Annotated in this window: 9 protein-coding genes and 1 tRNA gene; 6 read left to right on the top strand and 4 right to left on the bottom strand. The window is 70.5% G+C overall.

The window, feature by feature from the left end; all coding sequences use genetic code 11:
- Positions 1–59 precede the first annotated feature (59 nt).
- The 4 genes from ABTY59_RS08545 to ABTY59_RS08530 form a co-directional block, all read right to left on the bottom strand.
- Positions 60–1520, bottom strand: coding sequence for a DUF2252 domain-containing protein (locus tag ABTY59_RS08545; RefSeq protein ID WP_352018139.1), 1461 nt, complete (start codon positions 1518–1520; stop codon positions 60–62).
- Positions 1521–1659: 139 nt separating this feature from the next.
- On the bottom strand, positions 1660–2319 hold the full coding sequence (locus ABTY59_RS08540) for a response regulator transcription factor (protein ID WP_352018138.1): 660 nt from the start codon (positions 2317–2319) through the stop codon (positions 1660–1662).
- A gap of 38 nt (positions 2320–2357) precedes the next feature.
- Entirely contained in the window at positions 2358–4136 is a 1779-nt protein-coding gene (locus ABTY59_RS08535) for a sensor histidine kinase (RefSeq protein WP_352018502.1), read from the bottom strand.
- A gap of 182 nt (positions 4137–4318) precedes the next feature.
- Positions 4319–4405 (bottom strand) — tRNA-Leu (locus ABTY59_RS08530).
- A 550-nt stretch (positions 4406–4955) separates the two neighbouring features.
- Between ABTY59_RS08530 and ABTY59_RS08525 the strand changes: the two genes are divergently transcribed.
- The 6 genes from ABTY59_RS08525 (at position 4956) to pknB (ending at position 13086) form a co-directional block, all read left to right on the top strand.
- Complete coding sequence (locus tag ABTY59_RS08525; protein WP_352018137.1) at positions 4956–5801, top strand: FHA domain-containing protein; 846 nt, start codon at positions 4956–4958, stop codon at positions 5799–5801.
- A 10-nt stretch (positions 5802–5811) separates the two neighbouring features.
- Positions 5812–6330, top strand: coding sequence for an FHA domain-containing protein FhaB/FipA (locus tag ABTY59_RS08520; RefSeq protein ID WP_352018136.1), 519 nt, complete (start codon positions 5812–5814; stop codon positions 6328–6330).
- A 179-nt stretch (positions 6331–6509) separates the two neighbouring features.
- Positions 6510–8000: a Stp1/IreP family PP2C-type Ser/Thr phosphatase gene (locus tag ABTY59_RS08515; RefSeq protein WP_352018135.1), complete on the top strand. Its 1491-nt coding sequence runs from the start codon at positions 6510–6512 to the stop codon at positions 7998–8000.
- A 26-nt stretch (positions 8001–8026) separates the two neighbouring features.
- On the top strand, positions 8027–9448 hold the full coding sequence (locus ABTY59_RS08510) for an FtsW/RodA/SpoVE family cell cycle protein (RefSeq protein WP_352018134.1): 1422 nt from the start codon (positions 8027–8029) through the stop codon (positions 9446–9448).
- A complete protein-coding gene (locus ABTY59_RS08505; protein ID WP_352018133.1) occupies positions 9445–10911 on the top strand; it encodes a peptidoglycan D,D-transpeptidase FtsI family protein in 1467 nt (488 codons plus the stop codon). The genes ABTY59_RS08510 and ABTY59_RS08505 overlap by 4 nt, the downstream gene beginning before the upstream one ends.
- 156 nt (positions 10912–11067) lie before the next feature.
- Positions 11068–13086, top strand: a complete 2019-nt coding sequence (gene pknB / locus ABTY59_RS08500; protein ID WP_352018132.1) for a Stk1 family PASTA domain-containing Ser/Thr kinase — start codon at positions 11068–11070, stop codon at positions 13084–13086.
- The last annotated feature ends 65 nt before the right edge of the window (positions 13087–13151 follow it).

The raw sequence follows: 13151 nt of genomic DNA, 5'->3' as shown, positions 1-13151 counted from the left end.
GGGGCCTCCCCCCTCCCTCCCCCTCCCTCCCCTCCCCCTTCGAACCCCCGCCGCGGGCGTCAGACGCCCAGCTCCGCCGCGACGCGTCCCGTACGGACGGCGGCGAGCAGGTCGGCGTGGTCGGCCGTGGTGCGGTCCGCGTACGTGACGGCGAAGGACGCGACGGCCTCGTCGAGCTCCTCGTTCTTGCCGCAGTAGCCCGATATCAGGCGCGGATCGGCGCTGTGGGCGTGTGCGCGGGCGAGCAGGGCGCCGGTCATCCGCCCGTAGTCGTCGAGCTGGTCGGCGGTCAGGGCGGCGGGGTCGACGCTGCCCTTGCGGTTGCGGAACTGCCGCACCTGGAACGGACGCCCCTCGACCGTCGTCCAGCCCAGCAGGATGTCGCTGACGACCTGCATCCGCTTCTGTCCGAGGACCACGCGCCGCCCCTCGTGACCGGCGTCGGGGACGGTGAAGCCCGCGGCGGGCAGATGCGGCAGCAGCGCGGAGGGACGGGCCTCCTTCACCTGGAGCACCAGGGGCTCGCCGCGGTGGTCCAGGAGCAGCACCACATAGGACCGGGTGCCGACGCTGCCGGTGCCGACCACCCGGAAGGCCACGTCGTGGACGGCGTACCGGGCGAGGAGCGGAAGTCTGTCCTCGGACACGGTGTCCAGGTACGGGCCGAGGGAGTCGGCGACCTCGGCCGCCTCGGCGTCGGGGACCCTGCGCAGCACCGGGGGAGCGTCGACGAACCTTCGGCCGCCGCCTTCGGCGTCCGTCACGGCCTCGGTCGACCGGGCGGCGAACCGGGCGCTGGTGTTGTTGCGGGCCTTGGCGGAGACCCGTTCCAGGGTGCCGAGGAGGTCGCGGGCGTCGGTGTGGGAGACGAGTTCCTCGTCGGCGATCGCGTTCCAGGCGTCGAGTGCGGGCAGCCGGGCGAGCAGGCGCATGGTCCGCCGGTAGGCGCCGACGGTGTCGAAGGCTGCGGCCCGGCACACGTCCTCGCTCGCTCCGACTTCCCGTCCGGCGAGGACGAGGGAGGTGGCGAGGCGCTTGAGGTCCCATTCCCAGGGGCCGATGACGGTCTCGTCGAAGTCGTTGAGGTCCATGACGAGCCGTCCGCGCGCGTCGCCGTAGAGGCCGAAGTTCGCGGCGTGCGCGTCGCCGCATATCTGGGCGGCGATGCCGGTGACGGGGGTCCCGACGAGGTCCTGGGCCATCAGTCCGGCGGAGCCGCGCAGGAAGGCGAAGGGGCTCGCCGCCATCCTGCCGACCCGTATCGGCGTGAGCTCGGGGACGCGGCCGCGGCTCGACTCCTCGACGGCCCGCACGGCGTCCGGGCGGTCGGCTGCGAGGGCCGGTCGGTCGTGCGAGGAGCGGGGGATCCGCTCGCGCAGCTGCTTGCCCCGGTCCTTGGGGGAGACCGCGGTGCCGGGGGCGGTGCGGCGCGCGAATCCCGGCACGTGCGGGACGCGCGTCCCGTCCTGCTGCCCGTCCGTACCGCGCTGTCCTGGCACGACGGCCCGGATCTCGTCCATGGGACGCCCTCCCCCGATGCGATGTCCAACATCATCCGGCCCTGACCGTACCGCCGTTCCCGATCCACCGTCTCCCCCTGTGGACAACGACGCCACGAGCCTGTGGACAACCTTCGAAGCCCCGTTCGGGAGGGGCTCGCTACAGCCCTGCGTCGCGGGCGAGGAGGGCCGCCTGCACCCGGTTCTCGCAGTGCAGCTTGGCCAGGATCCGGCTGACGTACGTCTTCACCGTGGCCTCGCTCATGTGCAGCCGCTTCCCGGCGTCCGCGTTGGAGAGGCCCTCCCCGAGCAGCGCGAGGACGTCGCGCTCCTTCTCGCCGAGCGCGGCGACCCGGGCCCGCGCCTCCTCGGCGCGCGCCGCCTCCCGGCCGGTGGCCAGCCGCTCCACCACGTGCCGGGTCGCGGCCGGCGACAGATAGGCGTCTCCCGCGGCGGCGGCCCGCACCGCCCGGATCAGCTCGGCGGGCGCGGTGTCCTTGAGCAGGAACCCGGCACCCCCGTGCTCCAGCGCCCGCAGCACGTTCTCCCGCTCCCCGAAGGTCGTCAGGATGATCACCCGGGACGCGGGTGCGGCCCTGCGGAGCTCGGGCAGCGCCGAGAGGCCGTCGAGCACCGGCATCTGGATGTCGAGCAGCACCACGTCGGCGGCGTGCGCCCGCGCGGCCTCGACGGCCGCCCGCCCGTCGGCGGCCTCGCCGACGACCTCGATCTCCGGGTCCGAGATGAGGATCATCCGGATGCCGGCCCTGATCAGAGGCTCGTCGTCGGCGATCACGACCCTGATGGGCTGCCCTGCCACAGCTTCTCCCCCACGCCTCCGGTACGGGCTGGGCAGCGCTACCGCTGCTCGACCACGTACGACTTCTTCTCGATCAGCTTGCCGTCCTTGAAGCAGAACCGGAAAACGGGTTCCTTCCCGTAGGTCTCGCCGATCTCCGAGGACATCAGCACCAGGCAGGTGGAGCCCTCCGGCCGCGTGGGGCCCGAGCCGCCCAGGCCGGCCGTGGCTATGGTGTCGCCGGACGGCAGCTGGTCGCGGACCTCCTGCTCCGTCATCCCGACGTTCACGGCGTCGTACTGGGCGGGGTCGATCATCCCGTCCTTCAGCGAGCCCATGAGGAAGTAGAGGCCGAAGCCCGCCGCCACCACGAGCAGGACGAGCGCCGCGAACGCGATCCCGCAGCCGATCGCGATCGCCCCGCCCGTGCTCCTGCCCTTGCCCCCGCGCACCGCCATGGCCAGCTCCCGCTCCGTGAACGTCCAGTCGGCCGGTCCGACCGCGACCGGACGACCATGGCCCGCCAGCGGCCTCGTGGTCTGCTGCCGGAAGTCGTCGGCGGCATCGACCAAAGGCGCTGCGTCCACCACGGGCGCCGCCCCGTACGGCAGCATCCCGGCCACTCGGAAGCCGCCGTCGTCGGCGGGGCCGGCGTGGCACATGCCGCCCACGAGCCGGGCGCGCTCGGCGAGCCCGGCCAGCCCCTGGCCGCCGCTCACGACGTCCTTCACGGGGCCTCCGACCGGCTCCCCGTTGACGATCTCGACGACGAAGGTGTCCGGTTCGTACCGCAGCTCGACGCCGATCGGCGTCCCCGGCGCGTGCTTGTAGGCGTTGGTCAGGGCCTCCTGCACGATCCTGTACGCGGCGTGGTCGGCGGCTGGTGGCAGGGGCCGCTCGTCCCCCAGCCGCCGCAGCCCCACCGAGGTGCCGGCGGAGCGGGCGGCCGCCACGAGCCCCTCGATGCCGGCGATGCCGCGCGCGGCCCGTCCTGTCTCGTCGCCCGCGGGCGACGGTGGTGTCGCCGTGCCGTGGTCCGCGGCGACGCCGTCGCGCAGTATCCCGACGACCTCCCGCAGTTCGTGCATGGCGGTCACCGAGGCGTTCCGCAGGACGCCGACCACCTCGCGCTGCCGCTCGCTCAGCTCGCGGTCCACTTCGAGGGCGCCGGTGTGCACGGCGATCAGGGCCAGCTGGTGACCGAGGCTGTCGTGCATGTCCTGGGCGATCCGCTGGCGTTCGCGCAGCCGGGCCTGCCAGACCACCATGGTCCGCTCGCGCAGCAGTTGCGCGTTGCGCTCCTGGAGCGCGTGCAGCAGGGTCCTGCGCTGCGTCCAGTACCGGTGGGCGAGGCCCGGGGCGAGGGTGGTGCCCAGGTAGTACAGGGTCGCGATGAAGGCGACGGTGAGGAGCCGCTGCCGGTCCCAGGTCTCCAGGAGCGTCCCGCCGACGTTCAGGACGAAGGCGGTGATGAACGCGGTCAGGGCCCGGCCGGCGCTCGCGACGTACCGTCCGGACGACCAGCCGAGCACGAGGAGCAGCGGGCCGAGACCGGGCACGAAGGGCGCGAGCCCGGCGGTCAGGACGAGCGAGCTGGCGGGGAGTCTGCGGCGCAGCAGCGACAGCACGGCCGTGGCGGCGCCGACCGCGGCGAGCCGCCATCCCTCGCCGCCCAGGAGTTCCTCGGTGCCGGCGGCCAGCACGGCGACGACCACGGCGAGGGCCACCTCACCGGTGATCCTGCGCGGCGACCACTGTCCGGGGACCGCGAACCAGTGCCACCAGGCGGCGGCTCGGGCCCCGATGTCCCGCGCGGTCCAGCTCCCCGACTTCGACATTTCGTCCACGCTCGAACCCTAGGCAGCGCCGGTCACCCGGGGCGTCCCTCTTTCGTCTCGCTCCCCGGCGACCAAAGTCGCGGTCCACCGCCGGCCCCGCGGGGCATCCCGACGTGGGAAGGCTCACACGGGTACCGACAACGCGGAAGCCCCGTAGGTCGATGACCTACGGGGCTTCCGTCTGGTGCGCGAGGGGGGAGTTGAACCCCCACGCCCTTGCGGGCACTGGAACCTGAATCCAGCGCGTCTGCCTATTCCGCCACCCGCGCATTGGGTGGTCTCCCTGCCCTCCCCCTTTTCAGTGGGAGCGCCTGGCGACATCTGAAGATTAGCACGTCGCAGACCGTGGATTCACATCCGTTGTTTCGCCCCTCCTCCCGCAGAACAAGGAGAGGGAGGGGGCGCTCCCCACGGATGCCGACTGCCGCCGACGAGCCTCGGACGAGGAGTACGAACGGGGGGAGCGGAGAAGCAGAGAAGGGGGAGACTCCCGAGCGGAAGCGGGAAGCGTCAAGGAAGCAGGGGAATGCGACGGGAGCGCGACGGGAGCGGGAACCGAGGAGGAACCGGCACGGACGAGGGAGGAAGGAGGGCGGAAGGGGACGGACCGTCCCGAACCCCGCCCGGAACCTGGACCGAGCCTCGGCTCCCACAGCCGGGTGCGGGACACTGTCCACAGGCCACCTCTACGATCCGTGGGGAAAGCCTGTGAGAGGTGACACTCGTCCACAGGGCAGAGAAGGGGAACCAGCCGATTTCCCGACGCGTGGATACGATCAGTAAGCAGTACCAGGGCGACAACGACGGAGGAGGTGCCCCATGGGAGTCCTGAAGCGTTTCGAGCAGCGTCTCGAAGGCCTGGTCAACGGCACCTTCGCCAAGGTCTTCAAGTCCGAGGTCCAGCCCGTCGAGATCGCCGGCGCGCTCCAGCGCGAGTGCGACAACAACGCGACGATCTGGAACCGCGAGCGGACCGTCGTCCCCAACGACTTCATCGTGGAACTGAGCACGCCGGACTACGAGCGTCTCAGCCCCTACTCGGGCCAGCTCGGCGACGAGCTCGCCGGCCTGGTCAGGGACTACGCGAAGCAGCAGCGGTACACCTTCATGGGCCCGATCAAGGTCCACCTGGAGAAGGCGGAAGACCTCGACACCGGTCTGTACCGCGTCCGCAGCCGCACGCTCGCGTCGAGTACGTCACAGCAGCAGCCGCCCTCCCCGGGGCCGCAGCAGCACCAGCAGCAGGGCCGCGGCGGCTACGGGTACCCCCCGGCCGGCGCCCCGCCCATGCCCGCCTCTCCGCCTCCGGGCGCGCCCGGCCACCGGCCGGCGGGGGCCCCCGGATCCATGCCCGGACCCGGCACCCACGCCGGATCGGGCGCCGCGGTGCGCCGCTGGATCGAGATCAACGGCACCCGCCACCAGATCTCCCGCCCGACCCTGGTCCTCGGCCGCAGCACCGACGCGGACGTGAGGATCGACGATCCCGGCGTCTCCCGCCGGCACTGCGAGATCCGGACCGGAACGCCCTCGACGATCCAGGATCTGGGATCCACCAACGGCATCGTGGTGGACGGGCAGCACACCACCCGCGCTACGCTCCGCGACGGCTCGCGGATCGTCGTGGGCAGCACCACCATCGTTTACCGGCAAGCCGAAGGGTGAAGCGGGGGCAATGTCAGAGCTGACCCTGACGGTCATGCGGTTGGGTTTCCTGGCCGTTCTGTGGCTGTTCGTCATCGTGGCCGTCCAGGTCATCCGAAGTGACCTGTTCGGCACACGGGTGACCCAGCGTGGTTCGCGCCGCCAGGAGGCGCGACCCCAGCAGAACGCGCGCCAGGCCGCCGCGCCGCCGCAGCAGCGCGGCCAGCAGAACACGGGAGCCCGCCAGCGTCGCGGCGCCCCGACCAAGCTGGTCGTGTCCGAGGGCACCCTCACCGGCACGACCGTCGCCCTCCAGGGCCAGACGATCACGCTGGGCCGGGCGCACGACTCGACGATCGTCCTCGACGACGACTACGCCTCCAGCCGTCACGCCCGGATCTACCCGGACCGGGACGGCCAGTGGATCGTCGAGGACCTCGGGTCCACCAACGGCACGTATCTCGACCGGGCCCGCCTCACCACCGCCACACCGATTCCGCTGGGCGCGCCGATCCGTATCGGCAAGACCGTCATCGAGCTTCGGAAGTAGTGCCACATCATGAATGAGCGCGAGCGGAGGCAGCGAGCCGGGACGGTCCCCGCCGCGGGACGTGCCGCGCTCCCGGCCGGAGCGAATGGATCGACCGGCGTGACCGGAGCGACCGGAGGGTGGGCAGTGTGGGTCGAGACCGGCTGTACCCCGATGCAGCGTCGACAGGGCAGGTGGGCATGACTCTGTCCCTGCGATTCGCCGCGGGCTCGCACAAGGGCATGATCCGCGAGGGCAACGAGGACTCGGGCTACGCCGGGCCCCGGCTGCTCGCCATCGCCGACGGCATGGGCGGCCAGGCCGCCGGTGAGGTCGCCTCCTCCGAGGTGATCTCCACGCTCGTCACGCTCGACGACGACGTCCCCGGCTCCGACATCCTCACCTCGCTCGGTACGGCGGTGCAGCGCGCCAACGACCAGCTCCGGATGATGGTCGAGGAGGACCCGCAGCTGGAGGGCATGGGCACCACGCTCACCGCCCTCCTGTGGACCGGTCAGCGGCTCGGTCTCGTGCACGTCGGGGACTCGCGCGCCTATCTGCTCCGTGACGGCGTCCTCACCCAGATCACCCAGGACCACACCTGGGTCCAGCGCCTCGTCGACGAGGGCCGGATCACCGAGGAAGAGGCCACCACCCACCCGCAGCGCTCGCTCCTGATGCGCGCGCTCGGCAGCGGCGACCACGTCGAACCCGACCTCTCCATCCGTGAGGTCCGGGCCGGCGACCGCTATCTGATCTGCTCCGACGGCCTGTCCGGCGTCGTCTCGCACCAGACGCTCGAGGACACCCTCGCCAGCTACCAGGGCCCGCAGGAGACCGTGCAGGAGCTGATCCAGCTCGCGCTGCGCGGCGGTGGCCCCGACAACATCACGGTGATCGTCGCCGACGTCCTCGACGTCGACGGCGGCGACACCCTCGCCGGTCACCTCAGCGACACCCCGGTCATCGTGGGCGCCGTCGCCGAGAACCAGGCGCAGCTCAACGACGGCGGGGCGATGCAGACCCCGGCCGGCCGCGCCTCGGGCCTCGGCCGTCCCGCCCCGCACTACCAGTCGCCCGCCGGCGGCTTCGGTCCGCCCGGCAGCGGCGACGACCACGGCTACGGCGGCATGCCCCCGCAGGGCTCCTTCGAGTCGTACACCGACGACGACTTCGTGAAGCCGCGGACCGGCCGCAAGTGGCTCAAGCGCTCCTTCTTCTTCGTCCTCGTCGTCGCCGTCATCGGCGGCGGCCTCTACGGCGGCTGGCGCTGGACGCAGACGCAGTACTTCGTGGGGTCCAAGGACCAGCACGTGGCGCTGTACCAGGGCATCAGCCAGGACCTGGCGTGGGTGTCGCTGTCGAAGGTGTCGAAGGACCACCCCGAGATCGAACTCAAGTACCTCCCCGCCTACCAGCGGAAGCAGGTCGAGGACACCATCGCGGGCGGCAACCTCTCCAAGGCCCAGACGAAGATCGCCGAGCTGGCCGTGCAGGCCTCGGCGTGCAAGAAGGCCGAGCAGCGTCACGCCGCCGCCGAGAAGGCCGCCGACCAGGCGAGCAAGCCGCCGGCCACGCAGAAGCCCGACGGCGCCACTCCCGACTCCAAGCCCACCACAGCCGCTCCCTCCCCGGGTCCCACCCTCACCGCGGAGGAGCAGAAGCTGGCCTCGAACTGCGGCAAGCAGTAAGCACCCGTAGGGGGCCTTTCACCACCATGAGCGTTGTCACCAACACGACCACCATCGGCGCCATCGAGGCGCCGAGCCGTCGCAACACCGAGCTGGCGCTGCTCGCGTTCGCCGTCGTCATCCCGGTGTTCGCGTACCTCAACGTGGGCCTGGCCATCGACGGCAAGGTCCCGGCCGGAATGCTCGGCTACGGCCTCGGCCTGACCCTGCTCGCGGGCGTCGCGCACCTGGTGGTGCGGAAATGGGCCCCGTACGCGGACCCGCTGCTGCTGCCCCTGGCGACCCTGCTGAACGGCATGGGCCTGGTGCTGATCTGGCGTCTCGACCAGTCGCCGCGGCTGATCGCGAAATCCATCCGGGACTTCGGCAGCTTCAGTGCCGACGCCCCCCAGCAGATGTTGTACTCGGCGATCGGCATCGCCATGTTCGTGGGCGTGCTGCTGCTCCTCAAGGACCACCGTGTCCTTCAGCGCTACACGTACATCTCCATGGCGGCGGCCCTCGTACTGCTGCTGCTGCCGCTGGTGCCGGGCCTCGGAACTCCCGTGTACGGCGCCAAGATCTGGATCAACGTCGCCGGTTTCTCCATTCAGCCGGGCGAATTCGCCAAGATCGTGCTCGCCGTCTTCTTCTCCGGCTACCTCATGGTGAAGCGGGACGCACTGGCGTTGGCCAGCCGTCGCTTCATGGGGCTCTACCTCCCCCGGGGACGCGACCTGGGCCCGATCATCACCATCTGGGCGATCAGCCTTCTCATCCTGATCTTCGAGAACGACCTCGGTACGTCGCTGCTCTTCTTCGGCATGTTCGTGATCATGCTGTACGTGGCGACGGAGCGGACCAGCTGGATCGTCATGGGTCTGCTGATGTCGGTCGCCGGCGCGGTCGGTGTGGCCTCGTTCGCGAGCCACGTGCAGGCCCGTGTGGACGCCTGGGCCGACCCGTTCGGCTGCGCGGAGACGGTGCCCGCCTGCGACCAGATGACCCAGGTACTGATGTCCTTCGGTTCCGGCGGCATCCTCGGCACCGGCCTGGGCCAGGGCAACTCGGACCTCATCGGATTCGCCGCCAACTCCGACTTCATCTTCGCCACGGTCGGCGAGGAGCTCGGCCTTGCCGGGGTGATGGTCTTCCTGCTGCTGTACGGCCTGATCATCGAGCGGGGCGTCCGCACCGCCCTCGCGGCGCGTGACCCCTTCGGCAAGCTCCTCGCGATGGGCCTCTCCGGTGCCTTCGCGCTCCAGATCTTCGTCGTCGCCGGCGGTGTGATGGGCCTCATCCCGCTCACCGGTATGACCATGCCGTTCCTCGCGTACGGCGGATCCTCCGTGATCGCCAACTGGGCCCTGATCGGCATCCTGATCCGGATCAGCGACACCGCGCGCCGTCCCGCGCCCGCGCCCGCACCCTCCCCCGACGCCGAGATGACGCAGGTGGTCCGTCCGTGAACAAGCCGCTGCGGCGGGTCGCGATCTTCTGCGGCCTGCTCGTCCTCGCCCTGCTCCTGCGGGACAACTGGCTCCAGTTCGTCCGCGCCGACGAACTGAACGCGCACTCGAAGAACCGCCGCGTCCAGATCGAGCGGTACGCCAACGTCCGCGGCAACATCATCGTCGACGGCAAGCCGATCACCGGGTCCGTCGACTCGCAGGACGAGTTCTACAAGTACAAGCGGACCTACCTGGACGGCCCGATGTGGGCCCCCGTCACCGGTTACGCCTCGCAGGCCTACGACGCCAACCAGATCGAGAAGATCGAGGACGGCATCCTCACCGGCAACGACGACCGGCTCTTCTTCGACCGCACCCTCGCCATGTTCACCGGCGAGAAGAAGAAGGGCGGCGACGTCGTCACCACCCTCAGCGGTGCCGCGCAGAAGGCCGCCTACGAGGGCCTCGGCAACAAGACGGGCGCCGTCGTCGCCATCGACCCGAAGACCGGCAAGATCCTCGCGATGGCGTCGACGCCCTCGTACGACCCCTCCTCGTTCGCCGGCTACTCCGGCAAGGACGAGAAGGCCTGGGTCGCGCTGGAGTCGGACAAGAACAAGCCCAAGCTGAACCGCGCGATCCGCGAGATCTACCCGCCCGGCTCCGTCTTCAAGGTCGTCACGGCCGCCGCCGCGCTCGAGAACGGCAAGGTCACCGACATCAACGCGGCGACCCAGACCCCCGAGGGCTGGAAGATCCCCCTCTCCAACAAGGAGATGGTCAACCACGCCAAGGGCTGCGCCAACGCCAGCCTGAACCGGGCCCTGGAGATCTCCTGCAACTCGGTGTTCGCGAAGCTCGGCGACGACGTCGGCGTGGACAAGATGGCCGAAATGGCCGAGAAGTTCGGTTTCAACGCCGAGCAGTTCACGCCGGTCCGTTCCTCCGCCTCGGTCTTCGACAAGAAGGCCGACCGCGGTGGAAACGCGCTCTCGTCGATCGGCCAGTTCAACACCGCGACCACCCCGCTGCAGATGGCGATGGTCACAGCGGCGATCGCCAACGACGGCAAGCTGATGAAGCCGTACATGATCGACCAGCTGCGGGCCCCGAACCTCGACATCATCAAGCAGAACGAGCCGGAGGAGATGAGCCGCCCGGTCTCCCCGGAGACCGCCCAGAAGCTCCAGCAGATGATGGAGAACGTCGTCTCCAACGGCACCGGCGGCAACGCCGACCTGAACATGGACGGCGTGAAGGTCGGCGGCAAGACGGGTACGGCCCAGCACGGCGAGAAGAACGCCAAGCGTCCCTACGCCTGGTTCATCTCGTACGCGAAGACCTCCGAGGGCTCCCCGGTCGCGGTCGCCGTGGTCGTCGAGGACTCGGCGGGCACCGACCGTGAGGACATCACCGGTGGTGGCCTCGCCGCCCCGATCGCCAAGGCCGTGATGAAGGCGGTCCTCAAGACCCGGGGCTGACGCCCCGGACCCCGTACGAGCCAGGTACCGGTCAGGTATCAGCTACCGGCCCCGGGCGGAACGCCTTCCCGGGGCCGGTAGCGTATGCGCGAACAGCACACACCGCCGGACCACCCATGGGTGCGGTCGGGACAGACGGAGAGGGCTGGATTAGCTATGGAAGAGCCGCGTCGCCTCGGCGGCCGGTACGAGCTGGGCCCGGTGCTCGGCCGCGGTGGCATGGCCGAGGTGTACCTCGCCCAGGACACCCGGCTCGGCCGCACCGTCGCCGTGAAGACGCTGCGGGCCGACCTGGCCCGCGATCCGTCCTTCCAGGCCCGGTTCCGCCGTGAGGCACAGTCCGCCGCCTCGCTGAACCATCCGGCGATCGTCGCGGTCTACGACACCGGCGAGGACTACGTCGACCAGGTCTCCATCCCGTACATCGTGATGGAGTACGTCGACGGGTCGACCCTGCGTGAGCTGCTGCACTCCGGGCGCAAGCTGCTGCCCGAGCGCACCCTCGAGATGACGGTCGGCATCCTCCAGGCGCTGGAGTACTCGCACCGCGCCGGCATCGTGCACCGTGACATCAAGCCGGCGAACGTCATGCTGACGCGCACCGGCCAGGTCAAGGTCATGGACTTCGGCATCGCGCGCGCCATGGGCGACGCGGGCATGACCATGACGCAGACCGCCGCGGTGATCGGCACGGCCCAGTACCTCTCCCCCGAGCAGGCCAAGGGCGAGCAGGTCGACGCCCGCTCCGACCTGTACTCCACGGGCTGCCTGCTCTACGAGCTCCTGACCGTCCGGCCGCCGTTCATCGGCGACTCCCCGGTCGCGGTCGCGTACCAGCACGTCCGCGAGGAGCCGCAGCCGCCGAGCAACTTCGACGGCGAGATCACGCCCGAGATGGACGCCATCGTCCTGAAGGCGCTGGTCAAGGACCCCGACTACCGCTACCAGTCCGCCGACGAGATGCGCGCGGACATCGAGGCCTGCCTCGACGGTCAGCCGGTCGCGGCCGCCGCCGCGATGGGCATGGGGATGGGCATGGCGGGCGCGCCCGGGTACGGCGGGGGCTACGGCGGGTATCCGCCGGAGGACCAGCCGACGACGGCGCTGCGCCAGGCCGACCCGGCCGGCCAGACGTCGATGCTGCCGCCGGTCAATCCGGACGACGGCGGCTACGGCTACGACGACCGCCCGGACCGTCGTCGCGGAGGTGGCCAGAAGAAGTCGAACACCTCGACGATCCTGCTGGCGCTCGCGGGTGTCCTGGTGCTCGTCGGCGCGATCTTCATCGGTGTGTCGCTCTTCGACAAGAAGGACGGCCCGCAGCAGGTCAGCGTCCCGTCGCTGGTCGGTCAGACGATGGCGAGTGCCGAGGACCTGGCGAAGAACGCGCAGGTGAAGGTCCAGCGGGCCGGCAGCGAGCGCTGTGACCAGCCCAAGGACAGCGTCTGCCGGCAGGAGCCGGCGGCCGGCCCCAGCGCGAAGATGGACCTCGGCGGCACGGTCCAGGTGTACCTCTCCGAGGGCGCCCCGCTCATCGAGGTCCCGGACGTCGTCGAGCAGTCCCAGGAGCGGGCCGAGGAGAGCCTCAAGGCCAAGGGCTTCACGGTCAAGGTCGAGCAGGAGGAGTCCGAGGAGGACCCCGGCACCGTCCTGCGGCAGAACCCCGACGGCGGCACGAAGGCCGAGAAGAACTCCGAGATCACAATCACGGTCGCGAAGAAGCAGCTGTCCGAGCTTCCCAGCGTCAAGGGCCGGACGTACGACCAGGCGCTCCAGCAGCTGAACTCGCTGGGCTTCACGAACGTGTCCAAGGAGGACGTCGACTCGGACCAGCCCGCGGGCACGGTCGTCGACCAGACGCCGCAGGGCCCGTCGAACCAGCCGAAGGACGTCCAGGTCGTGCTGAAGGTCTCCAAGGGCCCGCAGCAGACCCAGGTCCAGATCCCCACGGGGCTCACCGGCAAGAAGTTCAACGAGGTCCGCGACATGCTGCAGGGCATGGGCCTCACGGTCGTCCAGCAGGGTTCCGACAAGGAGGACGCGCTGGTCCTCGGCACGAACCCGCCGGAGGGCACGCAGGTTCCCACCAACCAGCCGGTCACCGTCATCACCATGGGCGGCGGAGGCGGCGGGGACAACAACAACGGCAACCCCGGCGGCGGCTTCTTCGGCTGACGCCCGCGTGAGCGGACGGGAGGGCCCCGGCATCCGATGTGGATGCCGGGGCCCTCCCGTCTGTA

The organism is Streptomyces sp. NPDC096079, from assembly GCF_040303145.1.
Classification (GTDB): Bacteria; Actinomycetota; Actinomycetes; order Streptomycetales; family Streptomycetaceae; genus Streptomyces.
This window is presented reverse-complemented; position numbering and strand designations above follow the sequence as displayed.

What these genes read in the sequence shown, in the direction of transcription:
- ABTY59_RS08515 (WP_352018135.1), top strand. Translation starts at nt 6,510, where the DNA reads ATGACTCTGTCCCTGCGATTCGCCGCGGGCTCGCACAAGGGCATGATC.
- pknB (WP_352018132.1), top strand. Translation starts at nt 11,068, where the DNA reads ATGGAAGAGCCGCGTCGCCTCGGCGGCCGGTACGAGCTGGGCCCGGTG.
- ABTY59_RS08520 (WP_352018136.1), top strand. Translation starts at nt 5,812, where the DNA reads ATGTCAGAGCTGACCCTGACGGTCATGCGGTTGGGTTTCCTGGCCGTT.
- ABTY59_RS08545 (WP_352018139.1), bottom strand. Translation starts at nt 1,520, where the DNA reads ATGGACGAGATCCGGGCCGTCGTGCCAGGACAGCGCGGTACGGACGGG.
- ABTY59_RS08525 (WP_352018137.1), top strand. Translation starts at nt 4,956, where the DNA reads ATGGGAGTCCTGAAGCGTTTCGAGCAGCGTCTCGAAGGCCTGGTCAAC.
- ABTY59_RS08535 (WP_352018502.1), bottom strand. Translation starts at nt 4,136, where the DNA reads ATGTCGAAGTCGGGGAGCTGGACCGCGCGGGACATCGGGGCCCGAGCC.
- ABTY59_RS08510 (WP_352018134.1), top strand. Translation starts at nt 8,027, where the DNA reads ATGAGCGTTGTCACCAACACGACCACCATCGGCGCCATCGAGGCGCCG.